Origin of the sequence: Streptomyces odontomachi, from assembly GCF_024435355.1 — a bacterium.
Lineage (GTDB): Bacteria > Actinomycetota > Actinomycetes > Streptomycetales > Streptomycetaceae > Streptomyces > Streptomyces odontomachi.
This window is the reverse complement of sequence record NZ_JAMJWG010000002.1, coordinates 692,627-717,441: the sequence shown is the minus strand read 5'-3', so window position 1 is coordinate 717,441 and position 24,815 is coordinate 692,627. Positions and strand designations below refer to the sequence as shown.

The 24,815-nt window shown below is 71.3% G+C and carries 14 protein-coding genes; 3 read left to right on the top strand and 11 right to left on the bottom strand.

Annotated elements, in window-relative coordinates:
- Positions 1-9 precede the first annotated feature (9 nt).
- From NQO67_RS07625 to NQO67_RS07610, 4 genes are read right to left on the bottom strand one after another with little or no spacing between them, the layout of a single operon-like run.
- The gene (locus NQO67_RS07625) at positions 10-1,257 is read right to left on the bottom strand and encodes an MFS transporter (protein WP_255948322.1); all 1,248 of its coding nucleotides are present in this window, start codon (positions 1,255-1,257) and stop codon (positions 10-12) included.
- Positions 1,254-2,162, bottom strand: coding sequence for an ornithine carbamoyltransferase (locus tag NQO67_RS07620; RefSeq protein WP_255948320.1), 909 nt, complete (start codon positions 2,160-2,162; stop codon positions 1,254-1,256). The genes NQO67_RS07625 and NQO67_RS07620 overlap by 4 nt, the downstream gene beginning before the upstream one ends.
- A gap of 24 nt (positions 2,163-2,186) precedes the next feature.
- The gene (locus NQO67_RS07615; protein ID WP_255948318.1) at positions 2,187-3,539 is read right to left on the bottom strand and encodes a condensation domain-containing protein; all 1,353 of its coding nucleotides are present in this window, start codon (positions 3,537-3,539) and stop codon (positions 2,187-2,189) included.
- Between the two features lie 36 nt (positions 3,540-3,575).
- Entirely contained in the window at positions 3,576-3,890 is a 315-nt protein-coding gene (locus tag NQO67_RS07610; protein ID WP_255948316.1) for an acyl carrier protein, read from the bottom strand.
- A 151-nt stretch (positions 3,891-4,041) separates the two neighbouring features.
- Between NQO67_RS07610 and NQO67_RS07605 the strand changes: the two genes are divergently transcribed.
- The gene (locus tag NQO67_RS07605) at positions 4,042-5,631 is read left to right on the top strand and encodes a tryptophan halogenase family protein (RefSeq protein ID WP_255948314.1); all 1,590 of its coding nucleotides are present in this window, start codon (positions 4,042-4,044) and stop codon (positions 5,629-5,631) included.
- Positions 5,632-5,708: 77 nt separating this feature from the next.
- Entirely contained in the window at positions 5,709-6,206 is a 498-nt protein-coding gene (locus tag NQO67_RS07600; protein ID WP_255948312.1) for a flavin reductase family protein, read from the top strand.
- Between the two features lie 61 nt (positions 6,207-6,267).
- On the opposite strand, the gene NQO67_RS07595 is transcribed toward NQO67_RS07600, so the two are convergent.
- The 7 genes from NQO67_RS07595 to NQO67_RS07565 are packed head-to-tail and all read right to left on the bottom strand — an operon-like array spanning position 6,268 to position 21,642.
- Complete coding sequence (locus NQO67_RS07595; protein ID WP_255948310.1) at positions 6,268-7,485, bottom strand: cytochrome P450; 1,218 nt, start codon at positions 7,483-7,485, stop codon at positions 6,268-6,270.
- Positions 7,482-13,616 carry a non-ribosomal peptide synthetase gene (locus tag NQO67_RS07590; RefSeq protein WP_255948302.1) on the bottom strand — a complete coding sequence of 2,045 codons (6,135 nt, stop codon included), beginning with the start codon at positions 13,614-13,616 and terminating at the stop codon, positions 7,482-7,484. The genes NQO67_RS07595 and NQO67_RS07590 overlap by 4 nt, the downstream gene beginning before the upstream one ends.
- Positions 13,613-18,334 carry a non-ribosomal peptide synthetase gene (locus NQO67_RS07585; protein WP_255948300.1) on the bottom strand — a complete coding sequence of 1,574 codons (4,722 nt, stop codon included), beginning with the start codon at positions 18,332-18,334 and terminating at the stop codon, positions 13,613-13,615. Before NQO67_RS07585 ends, NQO67_RS07590 begins: the two co-directional genes overlap by 4 nt.
- Positions 18,331-18,531 carry an MbtH family protein gene (locus tag NQO67_RS07580; RefSeq protein WP_255948299.1) on the bottom strand — a complete coding sequence of 67 codons (201 nt, stop codon included), beginning with the start codon at positions 18,529-18,531 and terminating at the stop codon, positions 18,331-18,333. Before NQO67_RS07580 ends, NQO67_RS07585 begins: the two co-directional genes overlap by 4 nt.
- Positions 18,532-18,580: 49 nt before the next feature.
- A complete protein-coding gene (gene sbnB, locus NQO67_RS07575) occupies positions 18,581-19,558 on the bottom strand; it encodes a 2,3-diaminopropionate biosynthesis protein SbnB (RefSeq protein WP_255948293.1) in 978 nt (325 codons plus the stop codon).
- Positions 19,559-19,591: 33 nt separating this feature from the next.
- Positions 19,592-20,602, bottom strand: coding sequence for a 2,3-diaminopropionate biosynthesis protein SbnA (gene sbnA, locus NQO67_RS07570; protein ID WP_255948291.1), 1,011 nt, complete (start codon positions 20,600-20,602; stop codon positions 19,592-19,594).
- A gap of 53 nt (positions 20,603-20,655) precedes the next feature.
- Positions 20,656-21,642, bottom strand: coding sequence for a TauD/TfdA family dioxygenase (locus NQO67_RS07565; protein ID WP_255948289.1), 987 nt, complete (start codon positions 21,640-21,642; stop codon positions 20,656-20,658).
- Between the two features lie 1,504 nt (positions 21,643-23,146).
- Between NQO67_RS07565 and NQO67_RS07560 the strand changes: the two genes are divergently transcribed.
- Positions 23,147-24,814 (top strand): AfsR/SARP family transcriptional regulator, encoded by a 1,668-nt coding sequence (locus tag NQO67_RS07560; RefSeq protein WP_255948287.1) that lies wholly within the window; start codon positions 23,147-23,149, stop codon positions 24,812-24,814.
- Position 24,815: the final 1 nt, after the last annotated feature.

Here is a 24,815-nt window from a genome sequence, read left to right as displayed (position 1 = left end):
CCGAGTTACTTAGGCGAGTGGCTCGGTCTCCGCAGCGCTTACCGCACCGCGGATTGCCGGGCTCAGGATCGCGCTCACTGTGATCAACGTTAGACCGGCACCTATGGTAATGATGGTTTGACGGGGGGTCATCATTTCGAGGAGCGGACCTTCCACCGCCCACCCGAGCGCCATCGCGCCGTAGCTGACCAAGTTCGCGACACTGGAGACCCGCCCCTGCATCTCCGGCGGGGTGATGCGCATCACGTACACGATCGCGGGTACGTTGAACGCGCCTCCGACATACCCACTCGCGGCGAACAGCATGCCGATCACCACGACGTTGTGCACCGGCGCGACGAGGAGCGTCACGATCGCCCACACCGCCGTGGCGACGATCAGGATGCGTCGCAGGCCCCAGATCCGCATCCACAGGCCGGCGGTGAGCGCACCGACCAGACCGCCCGCCGAGGCGCTGGCGACGACCACGCCGACCAGGCCGTTCGCCCACCCCTCGGCGCGGAAGAGCGGCAGCATCGCGAAGACCAGCATCTGGTTGATCATGTTGGTGCCGGCCAGGATGAGCAGGACGGCGCGCAGGAAGCGCTGCCGCCACAGCCAGCGGATTCCGTCCCCGATGTCGGCGAGGACCGGTGCCTGTGACACCTTGCGCGCGGCGTCGAAGCTCGCGCGGATACCGAGCAACGAGGCGAGCGCCACGATCCGGGTGCCGACGGCGAGCAGCAGCGGGACCGCGTTGCCGACCGCGAACAGTGCCGTGCCCGCCGGCTGGCCGAGCATCGAGGCGGCGCGCGTGCGGGCCTCGTTTCCGCTGTAGGCCGCGGGGAGCTGCTCGGGGGGTACCAACTGGGGCACGGCGGAGCGCTCGGCCAGCTGGTACACCACCTGCAAGCTGCCCTCGACGAACGCGACCGCGAAGAGCTGCGGCAGCCACAGGTGGCCCCCGAGGAGCGGAACGACCAGGCTGCCGACGGCCAGCACGATGCCGAGCTCGCTGGCGATCATCAGTTTGCGCCGGTCCCGGCGGTCCACGAAGGCCCCGGCGGGCAGCTGCACCACGAGCTGCGGCAGCAGGGCGGTGAAACCCAGCAGCCCGGCCGTCACGGTGGAGCCGCCGCCCCAGAGCAGGAGCATGGGGTACACAAGCGCGGTGACGCGTGAGCCCAGGTACGAGAAACCGGCGCCCACCCACAGCAGCCCGAAGTCCCGGTTGCGTCGGAGGGGTTTGACGGTGATCCGCTCGTCGGCCGTGGTCACCCGAGGCACCACCGCAGCACCGCCATGGCGCTGTGCATCTTGTGCTCCGCCTGCCGGAAGGCGAGGCTCGCCGGGCCGTCGAGCACCTCCGCGCTGACCTCCTCGCCGCGGTGGGCGGGAAGATCGTGCAGGAACACGGCCTTCGGGCTCCCCTCCCACAGTGCCGAGGACACCTGGAACGGCGCGAAGACCGTCCGCCAGTTCGGATCCGGCTTGCTGGTGCCCGTCGTCTGCCACCGGGTGGTGTAGATGGCGTCGAAGTCCTTCGGAAGATCGGCCATGTCGTGCCGCTCGATCACGGTCGCGCCGCTGCGGGTGGCGTTGGCGTTCGCCTGCCGGCTGTACTCGGCCGGCAGCCCGTACCCCGGCGGCGTGCGGAACTGCAGGTGCACGCCGCGGTACCGGCTCAGCGCCAGGGCCAGCGCCGCGGCGGTGCTGTTGCCCTCCCCGACGTAGAGCACGCTGAGGTCCTCGAGCTGGCCGAAGCGCTCGTGGAGCGTCGTCAGGTCGGCGAGTGCCTGCGTCGGGTGCTCGCCGGCGCTCATCGCGTTGATCACCGGCATCCTGCCCTGGGCGGCGAAGTCGAGCAGCTCCTCGGTGCTTCCCGTGGTGCGGGCCACGAGGGCGTCGATCATTCCGGAGAGCACCCGTCCGGTGTCCCGGGTGCTCTCGCCCGTCACGAGCTGCATGTCCTCGGGGCCGAAAGCGATCACCTGGGCGCCGAGCCGGAGTGCGCCGGCGGTGAAGGCGGTCCGGGTACGGGTCGAGGTCGCCCGGAAATACGTCCCCACGATCCGTCCGTGCAGGGAGGGTTCGCCAGCCCCGGCCGCGTGGTGGAGTGCGTCGGACACCAGCGCGTGCAGGTTGTCGTCAGGAAGGTCCGACAAGGAGATCAGGTTCTTCATGGGGCCTTCATACCGAGGCGGCATCTATTGGCTCCATACTCCGCCCAGCGCAAGGAGATCCCGCAGTTCGTCGCCGTCGGACAGGGACTGGGAGGCCACCGTGGAGTCCACGTCCTCGACCGCGGCGCGTGCGAACCGCTGGTAGTGGCCGGCGAAACGTTCGATGGTGCCCGCGTCGAAGAGGTCCGTGTCGTAGGTGCAGACCATGTCGATCCCCGCTTCGCTCTGCTCGAGGCGGATCACCAGGTCCAACTGACCCTCCTGCGAGGGCACGTCCATCAGCGCCACCCGCATCCCGGCGTACTCGATCGTGGGGCCGCACTCCTGGTCGGCTACGGGGTTCGGGATGGACGGCTCGCGCCGGTCCATCGCCACCAGCAGGACCGCCAGACGGAACAACGGGGCACCACTGCCCAGCAGTCCGCAGGGATAGCGCACGTGCAGCATGCTGGAGCGCACCTGTTCGTTCGCGGCGGCGATCACCTCGCGGAACGTGGTGGTCGGCGTGAAGTGCGCGCGGATCGGCAGCGGATTGACGAAGCACCCGACCACGTCACGCAACTGGGTGCCGAGCCGGCTGGTCGCCGGGCAGCCGACGACGAAGTCGTCCAGGCCCGTGTAGTGCCGCAGCACGGCGTTGAAGCTGCCGAGCAGGTAGGCGAACGGCGTGACACCGGCCGCCTCGGCCGCGGCGGGCAACCGCTCGGTGACGTCAGCGGCCAGCCGGACCTTGCAGGTCGCGCCCACATGCCGGGGCAGCGCCGGACGGGGACGGTCGGTCGGCAGCTCGGCGGCCGTCGCGCCCTCGATCCGGGCGGACCAGTGGGCATGCGAGCGGGTGCCGATGTCCGAGGCGACCACCCTGGCCTCTTCCGCCACGTAGAGGTCGTAGCCGCCCTCGGCCTCGGGCAGGTCCCCGTGCTGGCAGGCGTCGAGCAGGTCGCGCACGATCAGCCAGTGCGACACGAAGTCGCCGGCGATGTGATGGACGACGGGCACGAGCACGGCGTCGTCGGGAGCGGCCACGATCAGACCGACCCGGAACGCGCCCTCGGAGAGGTCGAAGGGCCGGCCCACATAGTCGCGCACGGCGTCGCGCAGCAGCTCCGGCGGGGACTCGATGACGTCCAGCCGGGCCAGCGGAGCGTCGGACGGGACCCGGCGCGGCTCGTCGGCGAGTTCGACGAAGCGGGTGCGCAGCAGCTCGTGCCGCGCGCCGACGAGTTCGACGGCGCGGCTCAGCGCCCGCACGTCGTGCGGCGAGCGGATGCGGATCGGGAGCACCAGGTTGTAGGCCGAACTGGCCGGCGCCAGCCGGTACTCGAGCCACATCGCCTGCTGGATGACGGAGAGCGGCTTCGAAGGGGACGAGGTCATGTGCTACTCAGCTTTCCCGCGCGATGTCCGCGCCGGTCACCCGGCCGGCCTGCTCGTCCGGCTGGTCCGGAGGTCATCCCCCGGGGGAGTGCAGTCCAGCACCTGTTCCAGCACCGAGTAGACCCCGCCCAGCGTCGTCATCCGGCTCATCTCCTCCGGGGGGACCAGCACGCCGCAGACCCGCTCGACCGAGGCGAGCATGTCCACGAACTGGAGCGAGTCGGCACCGTGGTCCTCCACGAAGCGGCTCGTGAGCGTGACGGTGTCCGGGTCGGCGCGCAGCAGCCCGCACACGATGTCCTTGATCTCCGCGCGCAGCGCCTCGTCGAGTTTCGCGGTCTGCTCGGCCACGCACGCCCCCTCGATCGGTTTCCCACCTCGCGGGGCAGTGTCCGGCAGCCTTCTATATCCGAGCCATACCGGCTGGGCATAGCACGGATATAGCGGATCCGCGCAGGCTGAACGGCCCGTTGACCTCAAGAACTGGAAGGGTCGGTCATCCGTGGACGATCAGATTCGCAACGTCGTGATCCTGGGGGGCGGTACGGCGGGCTGGATGACCGCCGCGTACCTGAGCAAGGCGCTGGAGGAGAACGTCACCGTCACCGTGCTGGAGGCCCCGACCATCCCGCGCATCGGTGTCGGCGAGGCCACCGTGCCCAACCTTCAGAAGACGTTCTTCGACTTCCTCGGCCTGGCCGAGGAGGACTGGATGCCGGAGTGCAACGCGGCGTTCAAGACCGCCGTGAAGTTCATCAACTGGCGTACGCCCGGTGAGGCGAGCACCCGTCCGCGGCCCCTCGGGACACGTACCGACCAGTTCTTCCACCCGTTCGGGTTGCTGCCCGAATCCGGCGGCGTGCCGCTCTCCCACTACTGGTTCCGTGACTTCCAGGCGGGCCGCACGGACGAGCCGTACGACTACGCCTGCTTCCGCGAGCCGGCCATGATGGACGCCAACCGGGCGCCGCGCTGGTTCGACGGCCGCCGTGCCACCCGCTACGCGTGGCACTTCGACGCGCAGCTCGTCGCCAACTTCCTGTGCCGCTTCGCCACCGAGAAGCAGGGCGTGGTGCACGTCAAGGACGAGATGACCACGGTGGACCTCGACTCGAGAGGATTCATCACCGCCCTGCACACCAAGTCGGGCAAGGTGCTCGAGGGCGATCTGTTCGTGGACTGCTCCGGCTTCCGCGGCCTGCTCATCAACCAGGCCATGCGCGAGCCCTTCCTGGACATGAGCGACCACCTGATCAACGACCGCGCCGTGGCGACCGCGATCCCCAACGACGACGAGAAGCACGGCGTCGAGCCGTACACCTCGTCGATCGCGATGAACTCGGGATGGGCCTGGAAGATCCCGATGCTGGGCCGGCACGGCACCGGCTACGTCCACTCCAGTCGCTTCGCCACCCAGGACGAGGCGACGTTGGAGTTCTCCAAGATGTGGGGTCTCGACCCCGAGAAGACCGAGTTCAACCACGTCCGCTTCCGGGTCGGGCGCAACCGCCGCGCCTGGGTGCGCAACTGCGTCAGCATCGGCCTGTCCTCCTGCTTCGTCGAACCACTGGAGTCCACCGGCATCTACTTCACCACCGCCGCGATCTACTACCTGGTCAAGCACTTCCCGAACAAGGACTGCGACACGGTCCTGTCCGACCGGTTCAACACCGAGATCGAGGCGATGTTCGACGACACCCGCGACTTCCTCCAGGCGCACTTCTACTTCGCGCCGCGTATGGACACGCCGTTCTGGCGGGCCAACAAGGAACTGAACCTCGCGGACCACATCAAGGAGAAGATCGCCACCTACAAGGCGGGCCTGCCGGTGAACCCGCCGATCACCAGCGAGGACGGGTACTACGGCAACTTCGAAGCCGAGTTCCGCAACTTCTGGACCAACGGCAGCTATTACTGCATCTTCGCCGGGCTCGGGCTGCTCCCCGATCGTGTGCTGCCCTCGCTCCAGCACCGGCGTTCGGCGGTGGAGGCGGCCGGGCCGCTCTTCGAGGAGATCAAGAAGGACCAGCAGAGCCTGGTGGAGAGCCTGCCGAGCAACTACGAGTACCTGAAGCAGCTCCACGGCCGGTGAGACGGACGGTCGACGAATCCGTGCACGACCAGGCGGAGGCCGTACGGCCTCCGCCGTCCACCGAGAGGACCTGAAAGATGGTCGATCTACGTATCGTGATGGCGACGTTCCCGACCGGCGTGGGCATCGTGACCGCGATCGGCCACGACGACCGGCCCGCCGGCATGACCTGCACCTCGATCGCCAGCGTGGCATTGGAACCGCCCTGTCTGCTGGTGAGCCTGCGCAGTGCCAGCCCGACGCTGGGCGCGGTGCTGGCGCACGGCGGCTTCGCGCTGAACCTGCTGCGGGCGGACGCCCAGCCCGTCGCCGAGCTGTTCGCCTCCGGCTCGCCCGACCGTTTCGAACGGGTCCGCTGGGACATGGAGCCCGGCGCACAGGGCCCGCATCTGAGCGAGGCCGCACACACCACCGCGGACTGCCAGGTGCTGCGGCAGACCTCGGTCGGTGACCACACCGTCGTGTTCGGTGAGGTCACCCGGATCACCCAGCGCGGGAACGTCCGGCCCCTGATGTTCGGGCTGCGCGAGTTCGCGCAGTGGCCCGACCCCGCGCTGCTCTCCTCCGAGATCTGAGGGCTCCGGTCGGAGCCCTCCCGCATTCCGCCCGGCAGGGGAGTCGCCCGCCGGTTGCCCGCTAAGCGAAGGCAACCGGCAGGCGGCAGTACCCGTACATGAAGTTGGAGTGGATCTGCTGCGGCTCCCCGCGTGACTCGATCGTGTCGACGCTCTCACGCACCGACTCGACCATCGCCTTCAACTGCGCGCGCCCCAGGAAGGCACCCATGCAGAAGTGCGTGCCGTGGCCGAAGGTGATGTGCTTGTTCGGGGTACGGGCCAGGTCGAAGCGCTCCGGGTGCGGGAAGGCACGCTCGTCGTGGTTGGCGGAGGAGTTCCAGACGGTGACGGCGGCGCCGGCCGGGATCGGCGTGTCGCCGACCGTCACGTCGACGAGGGCACGACGGCCGAAGTGCATCGGCGGGGTCGTCCAGCGCAGGATCTCCTCGACGGCGCTGTCCGCGGTGACCCGCCCCTCCTTCAGGGCGCGCCACTGGTCGGGATGCGTGGCGAAGGCGTGGATGGCGCCGATGGAGCTGAGCCGGCTGGACTCGTCGCCGCCGATGATGAGGCTGTAGCAGTTGAAGACGACCTCCTCGTGGGTGAGGAAGCTCGTCGCCAGGGTGCTGATGACGTCGTCACCGGGCTTCTTGCGGCGCTCGGCGGCCAGGCTGGTGAAGTAGAGCAGCATCTCGTTGCGGGCCAGGACCATGTCCGCCTGGTTCGGCGTCGCCGTGTCGGAGCTGAGGACCCCCTTGCTCCACTCGAGGAGGTCCGCGCGGTCCGCTTCGGGGATGTCGAGCAGGTCGCAGATGGTGCCGATCGGGATGTACTCGGCCACGTCGCGTGCGTAGTCGAGTTCACCGCGTTCCACGGCCTCGGCGATCAGCCGGTGGATGCGCGTCTTGATCCGCTCGGCGACCTCGCCGAGCACGCGCGGCGAGAAGGCCTTGGCCATCAGCTGCCGCATCTCGCGGTGTTTGGCTCCGTCGGTGACCGCGAGCATCTTGCGGGAGGCCGTGTCTCCGCCGGTCAGCAGCGTGGCCAGCATGTTGCCCTGCTCGGTGGTGAAGCGTTCGTGGTCGCGGTAGACGGCCAGGGCGTCGGCGTAGCGGGTCACGGCCCAGAAGGCCGGGCGCCCGCCGCTCGCCGGTTGCAGGCGAACCGGCCGTTCGTCGCGGAACCGCCGCCAGAGCGCGGTGAGGTCGATGTCGCGGAACGTCGCGGAGTCGGCGAGGTCCACGGTGTCCAGGTCGATGGTCGCGACGTCACCGGGTTCGGATGAGTCTCGTGTCACGGCTTCCCCCGAGTGTGGGCGGCTATCTGTTCCAGCGTGGCGTTGGCGCGCAGCAGGTCCCGAGGAAGGTCCAGGCCCCGCTGCGCGGTCGCGGCCAGGACCTGGAGCAGCGTGAGCGAGTCGGCACCCAGCTCGTAGGGGGTGTTCTCGACGTCGGTCACCTCCGTCTCGAGCAGCGTGCTCCAGACCTCGGCGACCGCCCGCTCCATGGCGCTCTCGGGTGGCCGTCCCCGGCCGGTGGAGGTGGGCGGTGGCGCGGCCAGGGCCCGCCGGTCCAGCTTCCCGTTGGCGGTCATCGGAAGCTCGGGGACGGTGACGAAGCGCGTCGGGATCAGGTGGGCGGGCAGCCTGCGTGCCAGGGCGTCACGGATGTCCCTGGTGTCGGAGGCGGTGACGAGATGGGCGACGAGCTGCTGATCGTGGACGACGACCGCGGCCCGCGCCACCCGGGGATCGGCCAGCAGCGCCGCCTCGGTCTGCGCGGGTTCGACGCGGTGGCCGCGCACCTTCACCTGGTCGTCGAGGCGCCCGACGAACTCCAGCCGCCCCCGGGCGGTCATGCGGGCCAGGTCCCCGGTCCGGTACAGCCGGGATCCCGGTGCGCCGTACGGGTCCGGTACGAAGCGGGCCGCGGTACGGGCCGGCGCGCCGAGGTATCCCCGTGCCAGCCCCACTCCCGCGATGCAGAGCTCCCCGACGGCCCCTGGGGGCACCGGGAGCAGCTCGCTGTCGAGGATCTGGACGGCCGTGTTGGGCAGCGGTGTCCCGAGCGGCGCCGTGAGGGCCCGGGCAGCCGGGTGCACGGGTGCGCCACACACGCCGACGGTGGCCTCGGTCGGCCCGTACTCGACGCGCAGGTTCGGCAGCAGCCGTGCGCTGTCCGCGCCGAGGGGCTCTCCCGCGGAGACGATCACGTCGATGAGCTGCTGGACCCGCTCACCGCCGAGCTGGCCCAGCAGCAGGCTGAGGTGGCTGGCGGTCAGCATGGCGAAGTGGTACGGGCCGTGCTGGAGCAGCTGCGCGCCGAGGTCGGCCGCGTCCAGGTCCTGCGGGAGCAGGCACACGGGCGCCCCGGCCAGCAGCGGGGCGAGCAGGTTGGGCACGGTGATGTCGAAGGCGATCGAGGAGAACACCGGCGCGCCGCAGCGGCCGTCCGCGTCCCCCATGTAGTTCTCCACGGCATGGCGGAGGTAGTTCGCCAGGGCGCGCCGGGTGACGCCCACGGCGCTCGGCCGGCCGGTGGAGCCGGAGGTGTGCAGCACGTAGGCCAGGGAGTCGGGATCCGTGGCCGGGCCGACCGGGGGAGCGTCCGGCAACTCCTCGACCAGGACGGGCTCCCAGGCGGCGACACGGTGCGCGTGTCCGGCCGAGCTCAACACGATGGTGGTGTGCGCCAGTTCCTCGTGCAGCGCGGCGGTCGGATGCGCGGGATCCAGCGGAACGAAAGCGGCGCCCGCCCGCAGCACGCCCAGCAGTGCGGCGACCAGGTCGACGCCGCGGTCGAGCAGCACGCCCACGGTGGTGTCGGGCCCCGCACCCAGCGCGTGCAGCCGGTGTGCGACGCGATCGACGCGCTCGGCCAACTCGCCGAAGGTGTGGGCGTGTCCGTCGGCGATCACCGCGACCCGGTCCGGTGCGCCGACTGCCAGCAGGTCGCCCAGGTCGTCCACCGGGCGCTCGGGGCCGACCAGCCGGGGCGAGCCGGAGAGCGTGAGGGCACGCGGGTCGCCCTCCGGATCGGCGGCCATCGCCTCCAGGACCGCGCGGTACATGGCCGCCAGCCTGGCGGCGTTGTCCTCGCTGAGCACCTCGGGCGTGCTCGCGATGCTCAGCTTCCCCCTGACCGGTGTGCCGACGACGAGCCGGAACTCGTTGGGGCTGTCGTCGATGGCGGCCTCGACGTCGATCAGCGTCCTGTCGACCTGGTGGAAGTCGAGGTAGTGGAACAGCACGTCCACCGGGCGTCCCCCGCCGACCAGCTGAGGCATGGCGGGCATCGGGAAGTGCCGGTGCGGCCACATCTCGATCTCCGAGTCCGAGGTGCGCCTGACCAGTTCACGCCAGCTGCCCGCGCCCCGGCGGTACGGGAACGGCACGGAGTTGAGGTACATGCCGGAGACCCGCTCGAAGCCGGGCAGCTCCGGCCTGCCGTCGCAGACCACGCCGCTGTGGAAGGCCGGCTCCGGCGTCAGCCTGCTGAGGACGTACAGGTGCGCGGCGTGCAACACGCTCTTGTACGAGGCGTCGGCGCGGGTCGCCAGGGCACGCAGCGGCTCCTCGAGGTCGTCGATCGGGATCATGAGCTGGTACCGCCGCGTCCCTCCGGCCGGATCGGCCAGCGCGGGAGGGACGGTGAACATGGCGTGGTCCGCCAGGACGCCGCGCCAGTACTCCTGGTCCTCGGCCGAGTCGAGCGCCTGGAGCTCGGTGGCGACGAAGTCGGCGTAGCGGAAGGGCGTCGGCTCCGGCTCCTGCGGTGCCAGGCCGTCGCGGATCCGCTGGTAGGCCGTGAGCATCTCCATCAGCTGGGAGTGGTAGCTCCAGCCTTCCAGGACGGGGTGACACTCGGTGATCGACAGCCACCAGCTCTCGTCGTCGCACAGGTGGACGTGCATCCGCATCAGCGGCGGTCGCGCGATGTCGAAGAGCACCGCGCGTTCCGCGGCGCAGTGCGCCATCAGAGCGTCCTGCCGGCGCGGCGCCTCCAGATGCCGCAGGTCGGTGAACCCGACCGGCATCCGGGCCGTGGGCCACACGAGTTGCAGGGGCACGGAGTAGGAGGTGAGGTCGTAGCCGGTGCGCATCACCTCGTGGCGCGCGACGATCAGCGCCGCCGCGGCCTGGAAGGCGTCGAGGCGGAACGGGGTGGCGTCCATGATCCGGAACGCGGTGATGTTGTGGTACCGGTGCACGGTGCCACCGGTGTACATCTCCAGCAGCATGCCGCGCTGGGTGAGGGAGAGCGGGAAGGCGTCCGCGACGCCCGGCGGGAGCGCGGCGCGGTCCGCCGGCGGGAGCAGCGCGAACGGCGCCACGGCGGCGGCCACCGGGGTTCCGCTGCCCGCCGCGTCGACCAGGCCGGCGAGGGCGGCGATGGTGCGTTCGGCGAACACGTCGCGCACGCTGATGTCGAACCCGGCCTCGCGCAGCGCACCGGCCAGGCCCACCGCGCTGATCGAGTCGCCGCCGAGGTCGAAGAAGCTGTCGAGGGCGCCGGGCCGCTCGACCCCCAGCACCCGCGACCAGACGCCGGCGATCGCTTCCTGCACCGGTCCGTCCGGGGCCTGGTACCCCACCCGGGTCAACGCCTCACGCTCCGGCGCGGGCAGCGCCCGGCGGTCGATCTTCCCGTTGGCGGTCAGCGGAAGCGCGTCGAGCGTCACCAGAGCCGAGGGCACCATGTACGGCGGCAGGGCGGCCGCGGCCCGCTCGTGCAGCGCCTCCGGATCGGCGTCGCCGACCAGATAGCCGACGAGCTGGTCCTCGCGCAGCACCACGACCGCGTCGCGCACCCCGGGCGCGGCGCTGAGCACCGCCTCGATCTCGTCGAGCTCGATCCGGTAGCCGCGCAGCTTGACCTGGTGGTCCACGCGTCCGGCGAAGTCCACCGAGCCGTCCGGCAGCACCCGGGCGAGGTCGCCGGTGCGGTACAGCCGGGAGCCCGGCTCGCCGTACGGGTTCGGCAGGAACCGCCCCGCGGTCAGGTCGGGCCGGCCGGCGTAGCCCCGGGCCAGGCCCACCCCTCCGATGTAGACCTCACCGACGACACCGATCGGCGCGGGCAGCAGGTTCTCGTCGAGCACGTACATGGAGGTGCCGGGGATCGGCGAGCCGATCGGCACCAGCTCCGTGGTCGACTCGCCGACGTCGAACTGCGCGGAGTTGCCCACGGTGATCTCGGTGGGCCCGTACTCGGCGGCCAGCGGCGGCCCGCCGAGCTCGGCCCAGCGCCGCACGAGACGCTGCGGGAACTCGTCCCCCGCCGCGATCACCAGGCCCGCCAGTGACCGTGCCTGCTCCGGGCTGAGCTGATGGGAGAGCAGGTCCAGATGGCCGGGGGTCAGCTTCACGAAGCCGTACGGCGCGCCGGCCGCCAGCAGGGCGCCGAGGTCCGCGGGGTCGAAGTCGTCCGGGAGCAGGTACACCCGCTGGCCGGTCAGCAGCGGCGCGAACAGGTTCGGCACGCCCAGGTCGAAACCGATCGACGAGAGGAACGGCGCCCCACCGTCGGTTCCGGCGTAGCGGCTGACGGCCCACGACAGGTAGTTGGCCAGGCCGCGATGGGTGATGGACACGCCCTTGGGCCGTCCCGTCGACCCCGAGGTGTACATGATGTAGGCCAGGCTGTCGGGATCGAGCGCGTGCTCCACCGGTGTCGTGGGCTGGGCGTCGACGTCGGTGTCCGCGTCCACGACGACGCGCGCGCGGGAGTTCTCCAGCATGTAGGCGACGCGGTCTTCGGGGTGGCTGGTGTCGATGGGCAGGTAGGCAGCGCCGGTCCGCCACACGCCCAGCAGGCAGGCGACCATGTCCGGGGTGCGGCCCATCCGCACGCCCACCACAGACTCCGGGGCGACCCCGCAGGCCAGGAGGTGGTGCGCGTACTGGTTGGCACGCGCGTCGAGTTCGGCGAACGTCATCTGGGTGTCGCCGGCCGCCACGGCGACGGCGTCCGGGGCCCCCGAGAGCCGGAAACCGAAGTCGGGCGCGGGCTCGGCCGCGGGGAGCAGGAACCGGCGTTCCGCGTCGGGCAGGAAGTCGATCAGGTCGACCGGGCCGTCCGGGCGGGCCGTGGCCCTCTCGAGGAAGAGCGCGAAGTGCTCGGCGATCCGTGCCGCCGTCGCCTCGTCGAAGAGCGCGGTGGCGTATTCCAGTTCGCCGAAGATCGAGCCCTGGACGTCGTGCAGGTGCATGGTGAGGTCGAACCGTGCGACACCCTCGCCGGTGTGCAACGGGTGGACGGTGAGTCCGGGGAACACCGGGCCGGGCGCGGCGTCGGTACGCAGGTCGAGCATCACCTGGAACAGCTGCCGGTCCCCGCCCTGCCGCACGGCGTCGGCCACCGCGAAGAACGGTGCGTCGGCGTGGTCGAAGGCGTCGAGGACCGTGTTCCGGTTGGCCGCCAGGAGATCCGCGAAGCTGCCGCCGTCCCAGCGGGCACGCAGCACCAGCGTGTTGAAGGCGTAGCCGACCAGGTCCGCCAGCTCCGGGTTGTTGCGTGCCGAGACGGCCGTGCCGACCGCCACGTCGGGCGTGCCCGTGTAGCGCGCGAGCAGCGCCTGGAACGCGGTGAGCAGCACGACGTAGACCGTGGCACCGTGCCGCGTGGCCAGCTCGCGTACCCGTCCGGCGACCTCGTCGGGGAGGGCGACCGGGACCGTGGCCCCCGCCCCGTCACGCGTCGACGGGCGCGGTCGGTCCGTCGGCAGTTCCAGCGGGGAGAGGTCGGCGAGCTGCTCGCGCCAGTAGGAGAGGTCGAAGCGCCGCCCGCGGTCCCACGCCGCGAAGTCGGCGTACTGGACCGTGACCGGCGGCAGCCGGTGCGCCCTGCCCTCGCACTGTGCGGCGTAGAGCTCCGAGAGTTCCCGCGTGACGATGCCGTACGTCATCGCGTCGCAGGCGATGTGGTGGAAGACGGCGAGCATCACATGGTCGTCCGCTGCGAACCGGACCACCCGCACCCGCAGCGGCGCATGCCGCCCCAGGTCGATGGGGATCGCCGTCTCGCGCGTGAAGACCTCCGCGATGCGCGCGTCACGGTCGACGGCGCCGCCCTCCTCGTACATCGCGAAGTCCACCGCGGCCTCGGGGTCGTCCGGCCCGTGGATGACCTGGCGCGGCCGGGAGTCGTCCCAGACGTAGGTCGTGCGCAGCAGCTCGTGCCGGGCGACCAGCCCCTGCCACGCCCTGGTCAGCGCCGGCACGTCCAGCACGCCGTCGAGCCGGAGCATCAGCGGGACGAGGTACTCGGTACTGCCGGGCGCCGCGGTGTGCAGCGCCCAGAACTGCCACTGCCCCCAGGACAGCGGCAACTCGCCGGCGCGGTCGGCGTGGCCGAAGCCCGGGCGGGCCCGCCGCCCGCCCGCCAGCCGCTCGCTGACCAGCTGTTCCCTCAGGGCGGCCCTGGTCATGCGACGGCGCCCGCGTCGTCTCCCAGCTGCTCCTCGACCGAGGCCCGCACCGCCTCCTCGACCAGGACGGCGAGTCCGGCGATGGTCGGGTGGTCGAAGAACGCGCGCATCGAGACCCTGACGTCGAACTCCTGGTTCACGTCCGAGATCAGCCGGGTGGCGAGTATCGAGGTTCCACCGGCCTGGAAGAAGTCGTCCTCGACGCCCACGAAGCGGTCCAGGACGTCGGCCCACAGGCCGGCGATGCGGTATTCCACCTTGTTTCTCGGTGCACCGGACATGTCGGGCTTCTCCTCCACGGGCTGCGCCAGTCGGGACAGCGCCTCATAGTCGATCTTGGAGTTGCGGTTGAGCGGGACGCGCTCGATCGGGATCACCCGACCGGGCAGCATGTACTCGGGCAGGAAACGGCCGGCGTGCGCGATGAGCTCACCGGGCGCCGGCACCTCGCCGACGCAGTAGGCCACCAGCTGGTCCTTGTGCAACGCGACCACGGCGGCACGCACCCCGGGGTACTCGGCGATCACCGCCTCGATCTCACCCAGCTCGACCCGGCGCCCGCGTACCTTGACCTGCCGGTCGGCCCGCCCGGCGAAGACCAGCTCGCCGCCGGGCAGCTCCCGGCAGAGGTCGCCGGTGCGGTAGAGCCGGTTCCCGCCGCCGGTGAACGGGTCGGGCAGGAAGCGCGACGCGGTCAGGCCCGGCTGGGCCACGTAGCCGCGCGCGACGCCGGCACCGCCGATGTAGAGCTCGCCGATCGCACCCGGCGGCACCGGCCGCATCCGCTCGTCCAGGAGGTGCACGGTCACCTGCGGATACCGGTGGCCGACGGCGACCGTCTCGACCCGCTCGGGCACCCGCCAACGCAGCGCCGCGATGGTGGTCTCGGTCAGGCCGTACTCGTTGTAGAACTCCCTGACCCGGGAGGCGATCGTGGCCAGGTGCGCCGGGGTGGCCGCCTCGCCACCGGTCAGCGCGATCACGTCCCGTACCCCGAAGCCGGCGTCGAGCAGCATCTGCCAGTGCGGCGGCGACACCTGGAGATGGGTGATCCGATGCTCGTCCATCAGCCGCAACTGCGCCGCATGGTCCAGGACCTGCTCGGCGTTGGCGATGACGGTGCAGCCGCCACGGCTGAGCGGCAGGAACAGCTCGACACAGGAGATGTCGAAGGTGAAAGCGGCCATCGCCAGCCAGGTCGACTCCTCGTCGAATCCGAGGTTGTCGCGCGAGGCGGCCAGCGTGGTCGCCAACGAGCCGTGCTCGATCGCCACGCCCTTGGGCCGTCCCGTCGACCCGGACGTGAACATCACGTAGGCCAGGGTGTCAGGGGACGGTTCCGGCAGCGCCGCAAGCCCGTCGGGCACGGGCTGGTCGGCGAGGTCCGCCAGGAACGCGGTGTCGATGACGATCTCCGCTGCGGTGGTGCCGAGGATGTGCGAGCGGCGTTCCGGCGCGTCGGCCGGGTCCAGCGGGACGTAGGCGCCACCGGCCTTCCACACGCCGAGCACCGCGACCACGAACGCGGCACCGCGGGGCAGGGACACGCCGACCACCGACTCGGTCGTGACCCCCAGGGCGCCCAACCGCCGGGCGACCAGCGCGGCACGCCGGTCCAACTCGCCGTAGGTCAGCCGTTCCGCCGCGCTGATCACGGCGACGCGGTCCGGGGCGCGCTCGGCCCACCGCGCGATCGCGTCGGGTACGCAGTCCACCGGGCGGTGCTCCGTCGGCCGGGACAGCCGCGCCCTCTCCTCGTCGGTCAGCAGGTCGAGGTCGGCCAGGCGTGCGTCCGGGTCCGCTGCGACCGCCCTCAGCAGGCTCTGGAGGTGCCGGCTCATCCGCTCCACGCTGGCGCGGTCGAACAGCGCGGTCGCGTACTCCAGGAAGCCGACCAGCGAGCCCTCGTCGTCCCGCTGGAGCACCAGGGTGAGGTCGGTCCTGGCGACCTGCCAGGCCTCGGCCACCTTCTCGACGTCCACGAGATCACTCGCGACCCCGGTCAGGCCGTCCTCGTGGAAGTTGAACATCACCTGGTAAAGAGGGGTGCGCGAGGGATCACGGTCCGGTTGCAGCTCGTCCACCAGCCGGTCGAAGGGCAGCGACTGGTGCGCGAACGCGCCCTGCGTCACCTCGCGCATCCGGCCGACCGCCGCACCGAAGCCGAGCTCGGGATCCAGCGAGCAGCGCATCACCAGGGTGTTGAGGAACACGCCGACCACATCATGGAACTCGGGCCGGGTACGGCCGGTCACGGACGTCCCGATCGGCACGTCCCAGCCGGCGCCGTACCGCCCCAGCATCGTGGCGAAGGCGGTGAGCAGCACGGTGTAGGGCGTGGCCTGGGCCCGGCGACCCACCGCCTCCAACCGCGCCGTCAGCTCGGCGGGCACGGTGAAGGTGACCGTGCCGCCGGAGAAGTCGCGGCGCGCGGGACGGGGCCGGTCCAGGGGCAGCTCGACCGGCACCAGGCCGTCCAACCGCTCGCGCCAGTAGTCGAGCTGGCCGTCGTCGATGCCGTACTTGTGGTGCCAGGCCGCGTAGTCCGCGTACTGCGTCGTCAGCGGCGGCAGCTCGGCACCCTCGCACAGGGCGCGGATGTCACGCTCCAGCACCGCCGCCGACCAGCCGTCGCAGGCGATGTGGTGCACGACCAGCACCAGCAGGTGCTCCGCACCGGGCTGGCGGTAGAGCACCGCGCGCCACACCGGTCCTCGGGCCAGGTCGAAGCCGCACCCGAGCACGTCGGCGAGGTCCGCCAGGCCGTCCACCACACGGGCGGACACCGGTGCCGGCGGGTCGATGACCTGGTGCGGCTCGCCCGCCTCCGCCACGTACCGGGTGCGCAGGATCTCGTGCCGGGCGGCCAGCGCGGTCAGCACCGCGTCCACGTCCTCGCCGGTGAGGGTGCTGGGCAGCCGCAGGAACAGCGGCGCGTTCCACTCGGGGCCGCCGGGGTTCATCCGGTCCAGCAACCAGAACTGGTACTGCGCCACCGAGAGCGCCAGCGGCGCGCTCCGGCTGACCTGCCGCACCACGGGCACGTCGGCGCTGTCCGCCAGCAGCTGCGCCTGCGCCTCGACCGTCGTCGCGGTGAACAGCGCGGGGATCGAGATGTCACCGAGCCGGCTGGCGAGCTTCGTCAGCAGCAGCGAGGAGCCACCCAGGTGGAAGAACTCGTCGTACACGCCGACCTGCGGCAGGCCGAGCAGGTCGCTCCAGGCGGCGGCCACCTCCTCCTCGGCGATCGTGCGCGGCGCGACGAACGGCGGCCGGCCCAGGTCCGGTTCCGGCAGCGCCCGCCGGTCCACCTTGCCGCTCGTGTTCAACGGCAGCTCGTCCAGTTGTACGTAGGCGGTGGGCAGCGCGGCGGCGGGCAACCGCTCGGCGAGGAACTCCCGCGGCGGCACCTCACCGACCACGTAACCGACGAGCTGTCCGTCCAGCGCGGTCACCGCGGCCGCCCGCACGGCGGGATGCGCGCCCAGCGCCGCCTCCACCTCGCCGGGCTCGATACGCACCCCGTTCACCTTCAGCTGGGAGTCCAGCCGGCCGAGGTACTCCAACACCCGGTCCGAGCGCCAGCGCACCTGGTCGCCCGTCCGGTACAGCCGTGCCCCCGACGGGCCGAAGGGATCGGGCACGAACCGCTCCGCGGTCAGGGCACCGGACCCCTGGTAGCCGAGGGCGAGGCCGACACCTCCCGCGTACAACTCGCCGGGAACGCCGATCGGCACCGGCTGACCGCCGGCGCCCCGCACCACGACGCGCATGCCCGGCAACGGCCGGCCGATCGGGACGGGGCCGGTGCGTTGCTCCGGGTCGAACCGGTGCGCGGTCACGTCGATCGAGCATTCCGTGGGGCCGTAGGTGTTCCACACCTCCACGTCCACCTTGGCGAGCACCTGGTGGCACAGGTCGGCGTGCAGCGCCTCGCCGGCCGAGAAGAGCAGGCGCAGCGAGTCGCACCCGGTCCAGTCCTCCGCCACGAGCAGCCGCAGCACGGAGGGCACCACCTGGAGGACCGTCGCCCCGTGCGTGGCCACGGCGCGCAGTATCGCCGCCGGATCGCGTTCCGCACCGGGCGGGGCGAGCGCCACGACACCGCCGCTGATCAGCGGAGCCCAGATCTCCCAGCCCGCCGCGTCGAAGCCGATCGCCGTCTTCTGCAGCACCCGGTCCGCGGCGCCGAGTCCGTGCTGCCGCACGGCCCACCGAACACGGTTGGCGATCCCGGCGTGCGGGATCACGACCCCCTTGGGGAGCCCGGTGGATCCGGAGGTGTACATCACGTAGGCGGCCGAGTCGCCGTCGATGTCGTCGACCGGGTCGGGCCCCACCGTCGACGCCGCCGGCAGCGCGCCCAGGGTCGCGGTCGTGAGGGTGCACGCCGCGCCGCTGTCGGCGAGCACCCACGCGGCACGCTCGGCCGGCCCGTCCGGCTCGACGGGCACGTAGGCCGCGCCCGCACGCCAGACACCGAGCAGCGCGGCGACCAGGTCGGGGCTGCGCGGCAGGCGTACCGCGACGCGTGCCCCCGGTCCGATCCCACGCCCGCGCAGGTAGCTGGCGACCTGCGCGGCGCGCTCCTCGAGCTCCAGATACGTCAGGGAGTCGCTACCGGGGCCGAGTACGGCCACGGCGTCGGGAGTCCGGCGGGCCTGCGCGGCCACCAGCGCGGGCAACGGGCGGACGGCGTCCTGGTCGAGCACGGTCACACACGTCCCATCCGACGACGCAGGCTCAGTGGCCGCATGTCGGTCCACACCTCGTCGATGTGCGCCAGGCACTCGTCCTTGCTGCCCCGCGTCCCCTCGATGCGCCATCCGGCGGGCAGCTCCCTGCCCTCCCACCAGATCGAATACTGCTCCTCGTCGTTGACGACGACGTTGTAGAGCACCTGCTCCTCGGACATGTAGCCCCCTCGTTCCGTTCTCGCCATTCGCTCGAGTCGACTCCACCGGTCACCAGGGCACGGCCAGCCCGCCCCCGGTACGCTCCGCCTCCTGCCGCACCATCTCCGCCACCGCGATGTCGAGGGCTCCGAGCCCGAACGGGGAGAACACCGTCACCTGCTCGGTCGGGGCGAGCTCCACCCGCCCGGAGAGCAGCCCGCCGATCGTGGCGTGGACGAACCCCCGGTCACCCGCACGCTGGGAGGCCAGGTGTACCGAGGTGCGCTCGCGGTCGACGTGATCGGGATCGTCGACGATGTTGCGCGCCGCCAGCAGTGCCTCCGGATGCAGGTCACGCAGCGATATGTGCAGCACCACCGTCCCCGGCCGGCAGGCCGTGAGGCCGGTGTGCGGCGCGGACGCGTTGGTGGCGAAGGAGATCAGACGGTGGGCGGCGAGCGCCTCGTCGAGCTCTTCGACCACGTGCACGGACACACCGTCGGGCACCTGGGAGGCGAAGGCGGAGGCACGCGGGGGATCTGCGTCGTGCAGCGTGACGACGCGGACCGACGGCAGCAGATGCCTGACGTAGCGCAGCACCGCCAGGTTGATCACACCGCATCCGATCAGGCTGATGCCCGTCGGCTCCTCGGGACCGAGCACCTGCGCGGCCAGGGCCGCGCTCGCCGCGGTGCGGTGGGCGGAGATCTGCGCCCCCTCCAGCAGGGCCGTGGGACCGCCCGTCGCCATGGAGTTGAGCACGATCGCCGCGCTGGCCCGAGGCAGTCCGGCCGCGAGGTTGCCCGGGAAGGAGGCGATCCACTTCATTCCCGCGGTGTGCACCGGCCCGCCGACATACGCCGGCAGGCCGATGATCCGGTTCACCGTGTCGTCCGGAAAGCGCAGGAACGTGGAGTGCGGCACCACGGTCTGCGCCTGGTCGTGCAGCCGGTAGGCCGTGCGCACGGCATCGACCACGGACGTCGGTGAGACGTCCAGGATCCTTCCGACCGCTCCGGAGTCGATGACCAACAGGCTTGCCGTCATGGCCAAAGCCTCAGAGCCTGCGCTATGCACGGCCTATACCTCGACGTCGTCGTCTTTCCACAGGTGCGTGGCCTCTCCGAAGTGAGTGATCACCCAGCCGTCCGAATAGATGGTGTCCAGGTAGCGGTCGCCCCTGTCCGGGAAGATCAGCACGCAGGTGGCACCGTCGGGAACTTCCGACCGGAGGCGGCGCAGGGCCGACACGGTGGCGCCCGAGGAGCCGCCGGCGAGTATCGCCTCCCGCTGCACCAACATGCGGCAGCCGACGACACAGTCGAGATCGCTGACGTGCACGACCCTGTCCGGCACCGCAGGGTCGAGCAGCGCCGGCGGCACGGAGGCGCCGTGCCCGGGAATCAGGCGCGGCGCGGCCGGCAGGCCGTAGAGCACGCTGCCGACCGCGTCCACCGCCACCAACGTGGTGGACAGTCCCTGCGCACGGGCGTACGCAGCGCAGCCGTTGAGCGTCCCCGTGGTGCTGGTCGAGCAGAACAGATAGTCGACCTTGCCGTCGAGCGCGTGGGCGATCTCGGCCATGGTGCGCTCGTGCGCCGCCGGATTGAGGGGATTGGAGTACTGGTTGGGCGAGTACGCGTGGGGGATCTCCGCCATGAGCTCCTGCACGCGTTGCTTGCGCACGGACAGGAACTCCCCGGTCTCCGCATCCGGTTCGCTCACCATCGACAGGCCCACCTGGTAGGCCCGCAGGATCGCGAGATTCTGCTCCGTGGTCTTCGCGTCCACCACGCAGATCAGCCGAAGTCCGTAGTACCGGCAGATCTGCGCAAGACCGATCGCCAGGTTTCCCGAACTCGACTCGACCACCACCGAGCGGCCCGGTTCAAGCTCGCCGGACCTGATCTTCGAAAGGATCATCGAGGCCGCCGAGCGGTCCTTGACGCTGCCCCCCGGGTTGAAGAACTCGAGTTTGCCGTACACCCGCCCCCCGAAGCCCGGTATCAGCGAGGTCAGCTCGACCAAGGGCGTGTTCCCGATCGTGGCGAGCACGCCTTTGACCGGTCTGTTCACCGTGCCGCTGTCCATCTCTCCGTGCCACCTCTCTGGCCTTCCGGACGACCGGGGGCCCCTCGCCGCCGTCACGCGATGATCTGGCTGTCTCCCGACCGGGCTCCGAGTGACCTCCTCGCGTCGAGATGGACGAAGGTCCGGTGCAGCCAGCGGTCCCGCCCGTCGTAGCGCGGCACGAACTCGCTGCGACCGTGCACGGTGACCCGGTTGTCCAGGATCGCCAGGTCCCCGGGCCGCAGCACGAACTCCTGCGCCGCCGCGGCAAGCTGTTGCCGCAGCACCCCCATCGCCTCCCGTGCCGCCTCGTCGAGCGGGCGGGTGGCGTGGAAGTCGACGACGATGTCGGGGTCCTCCCGCGCTCCGGTGAGCACGGCATGGTGGAGGTCCTTGGCTCCCGAGGCGAGGAAGGACGGCGGTGCCTTGGTCTCGAACCGCTCCTGCCGCAGCACGGCACGCACCGGCGCGGGGATGTGCGGGAGGGCCCGGCGCAGTGGCCCGGTGAGCAGGACGGCGCGGTCCTCGTGGTCGTTGCGCAGGCACATCAGCAGGACGTAGTCGGGCCGATGGGGATGGAACGCGTTCTCCGTGTGCATCGCCAGCACCGCCGAGCCGGCGTTGCTCTGCGACTCCTCCTGCCCCTGGACGGGCACCACGTTCTGGACGAGCGCTCCGCCCTTCTCGTTCTGGTACGCGATCAGCTCGCCGAGGCACATCGCGATCAGCGCCTGTGTCGCCGCCGGCAGCGTCGCTTCCCGCTCCACCGAGCCCTGCTGGGTCGGGGTCGGCGGCAACTCCTCCGGGTCCACCCACAGGTTGGACAGCAGGAGCACGCCGTCCAGGCCCGGGTCGCGTTGGAACCGCCGAATCGCCTGGCGTGCCCTCAGAGGCACCGTCGCCGCCAGCTGCTCCGCGGCAGTCAGCCATTTCCCGTCGTTCACCAGCCCCGGCGGAGTGCGCATCAGTTCCCGTGCGGATGCCGAGAGCTCGTCTCGTTCCGGGCCGGACAACACGACGTGGTAGTCCGACCGGCTTTCAGCCGTAGAAGGGTCCCTCATGATGGATAGCAGACCGAAGGTGCCTATATCGGAGCCATAGCAGGCCCCTGCCTCACGGTTCGGGCCGCGAGCGGGCGGCGGGGACCTTCATCCGGCAGACCACGACCCGTCGGGGCTGGAACTCGCCGTCGGCACGCCACCGGCGGCGGTCATACCCTCACGCATGCCCCTGCGCAGCAGACATGCGCGTTCGGTCGAACTTTCGTGCGCTCAGTGCTGATCTGCTCGGGCCGGCTTCGGGCTAGCCTAAGCGCGCCGATCGAGTCCCACCTGTCACACGGGGGGTCTATTTTGGACATAGACATCGTGGGCGGCGTGTCCGCAGTGTGCTCATTTACCGGTCTCACCTGGGGGAAACGATTACCGCCTGAACGGCTCACCGCCGTCGAGCGTGCCGAGCACCGCCGGCGCGTCCGTGCCCACCGGGACGACCTGGGCGTGGTCCGGCTCGATGACGCCATCGTCTCCTTCGACGGCGGCCGGCCTTCCGACGTAACCGGTTCAGACGCGGCGGCCGTGCGTACCGAGGGCCACCCGGTGGACCGCGAGGTCCCGATCGCCCGGCCGCGCCGCCCGCTCACCGATCTCGCCTCGGCTGATCCGGCCATGCGTCGGCCCCCGCTGACCGCGGGGCGGGAGCGCGCTGCGGCGTCGCACCAGCGGGCCTCCCGTGGCCGACCGGCCGGGGCCCCGGCCGCTCGGGCCCGGTGCCCCCGCCGGGGGCTGCCTCTGCTCCACCTCCGGCGAGCCGTCCCAGACCGATCGCCCTGCCGACGTCGTGCGCGCCCGCACAGAAGGCAGGCGTCCGGCCGACGCGTACGCGGGGCACCACGGTCCCGCCCGGCCAGACCACCCACACCGAGGTGTGCCGCCCTCGCGGCAAGGACACGGGGGGACGTGGCAGCGGCGGACCGCCCTTCGTCGCACCGCGCCGAGACACGCGCCGCCCGGCCGACACCGGCGCGAGCCGCGTTCGACAGCGCGGCCGGAAACCGACTGCACCACGGGCATCCTCTTGCCGCTGCGCTACGCGCGTTGAGCAGACGCGGCTCCCCGGCACGGTTCCAGGAGGCCTGTCCGTACCCGCGCCTGAGCCGGCCGAAGCACCAGGCGCTCCCGCACTCCCGGCGCCCCCGGCCCACCGCTCGAACCACCCGACCGGGAGCGCGAGGAACCCGGCCAGGACCAGGCCTCGCGGCCGGCGGGGCGCTGGGGGGAGCAGCGCACGTCGGCCACCGGGTCCAAGCCCCGATCCGGCTGCTCGCAGCCGTGGCACGACCACGTACCCCGTTGACACACGAGCAGGTGCCGGCCGAGAACGACGGGCTTCGGCGACGGCCAGTTGCTCCCAAACATTCGTCCACGACCACCCCGACCCACGGGACCGGTGAGCCGCGGCCTCGCGGTATCCGAGTCGGGGGTGCGTCGTACGGCACAAGAGGAGACCGACATGGAGTTCAGAGTCCTCGGGCCCATCCGAGTAAACGATGGCGAGGACGAACACATGCTGCATGGCGCGAAGCAGCGGACCGTGCTGGCCACGCTGTTACTGGCGGACGGCCGAGTGGTGTCGGACGAGCAACTGGCCGACCGGCTCTGGGACGAGCACCCACCCGCGACGGCCAGCGCTCAGATCTACACCTACGTGTCCCGGCTCCGTAAGCTCTTCGGTGCCGCGGCCACCATCACACGTGTCACCACCGGATACCAGATGAACGTCGACCGCCTGGCGTGCGACCACATACAGTTCGACCAGTTGGCGCAGGCCGGCGCGACGGCCCTGGCCGAGGGGCACTGCGCGGACGCGTCGTCGGTGCTGCGGCGCGCCCTCGCGCTGTGGCGCGGTCCGGCCTTGGACGACGCCACGGCCCGCCTCATCGCGATCGAGGGGCCACGGCTGACCGAGGCACGGATGACGGCGCTGGAAGCGCGGATCGAGGCCGACCTGGCCCTCGGCCGCCATCGCCAGCTGACGGCCGAGTTGACCGGTCTGGTGGCCGAGCATCCGCTCCGGGAACGACTGCGCGTCCAGCTCATGACGGCTCTGTACCGCTGCGACCGGCAGGCGGACGCGGTCGCCACCTACCACGAGGGGCGCCGGCTGCTGGCCGACGAGCTCGGCGTCGACCCGGGCCCGGAGCTGACGGAGACCTACCAGCGGTTGCTGACGGGCGCGCTCGCCCTGCCGAGACCCGGCGCATGGGCGGGTGTCATCCCGGCCATGCTGCCCAGGGACCTGGCGCACTTCGTCGGGCGCGAGGCCGAGCTGGCCTCGATCGACGCCGGGCTGCGGCTCAAGTCGCCCGATCCGATCGTGATCACCGGTATGCCCGGCATCGGCAAGACCGCCTTGGCCGTGCGGGCCGCGCACGCCCACGCGGCGGCCTTCCCCGACGGGCACCTCTTCGCCGAGTTGCACACACCCGCCGACCAGCCGCGCCGGCTGGACGAGGTGCTCGGTGGATTCCTCGTCGCGCTGGGCATTCCGCAGCAGATGCTGCCGAGCGGCCTCGACCTTCGGGTCCAGCTGTACCGCAGCCTGCTGGCGACCAGACGGATGCTGGTGGTGCTCGACGACGTCGAGACACCGGAACAGGTACTGCCGTTCCTTCCCACCGGTGACTCCAGTGCCCTGATCATCACCTCACAGGCGCCCGGCGTCGCACCGGTCGGCTCCCGGGTGATCGGCCTGGAGCCGCTCACCGCCCACCAGTCGCGTGACCTGCTCGCCGCGGTGGTCGGCCAGCGGCGGCTGCGGGACGAACCGGAGGCCACCGCCCAGATCGTCAGCGACTGCGGTGGGCTGCCGCTGGCGCTGCGCATCGCCGCCGCCCGGCTGGTGTCCAACCCCGGGTGGCGCGTGGCCGACCTGGCACGGCGGCTGCGTCCGGCGCGCCACCGGGTGGAAGAACTGGTCTCCGGAAACCTGAACCTTCAGCAGCGGCTCCAACGGGGCTATGCACGACTGGGCACCGCGCACCAGTCGGTGGTGCGGCGGCTCGGCCAGAGCGGGACCAGCAGCCAGGGCGGCTATGTCGCGGTGGACGTCGCACTGATCCTTGACGATCTCGCCGAGCGTCATCTCCTCAAGGCCGGTCAGCAGTACCGGATGCACCAGCTGACGTACCTCTGGGCCCAGGGTCTCGGCGACGCCGAACACGAGGCCTGCTAGC

Bases quoted from the DNA above. Each gene is read 5' to 3' on its own strand.
- NQO67_RS07620 (WP_255948320.1), bottom strand. From the start codon at position 2,162: ATGAAGAACCTGATCTCCTTGTCGGACCTTCCTGACGACAACCTGCAC.
- NQO67_RS07615 (WP_255948318.1), bottom strand. From the start codon at position 3,539: ATGACCTCGTCCCCTTCGAAGCCGCTCTCCGTCATCCAGCAGGCGATG.
- NQO67_RS07600 (WP_255948312.1), top strand. From the start codon at position 5,709: ATGGTCGATCTACGTATCGTGATGGCGACGTTCCCGACCGGCGTGGGC.
- NQO67_RS07590 (WP_255948302.1), bottom strand. From the start codon at position 13,616: ATGACCAGGGCCGCCCTGAGGGAACAGCTGGTCAGCGAGCGGCTGGCG.
- NQO67_RS07580 (WP_255948299.1), bottom strand. From the start codon at position 18,531: ATGTCCGAGGAGCAGGTGCTCTACAACGTCGTCGTCAACGACGAGGAG.
- sbnB (WP_255948293.1), bottom strand. From the start codon at position 19,558: ATGACGGCAAGCCTGTTGGTCATCGACTCCGGAGCGGTCGGAAGGATC.
- sbnA (WP_255948291.1), bottom strand. From the start codon at position 20,602: ATGGACAGCGGCACGGTGAACAGACCGGTCAAAGGCGTGCTCGCCACG.
- NQO67_RS07565 (WP_255948289.1), bottom strand. From the start codon at position 21,642: ATGAGGGACCCTTCTACGGCTGAAAGCCGGTCGGACTACCACGTCGTG.
- NQO67_RS07560 (WP_255948287.1), top strand. From the start codon at position 23,147: ATGCTGCATGGCGCGAAGCAGCGGACCGTGCTGGCCACGCTGTTACTG.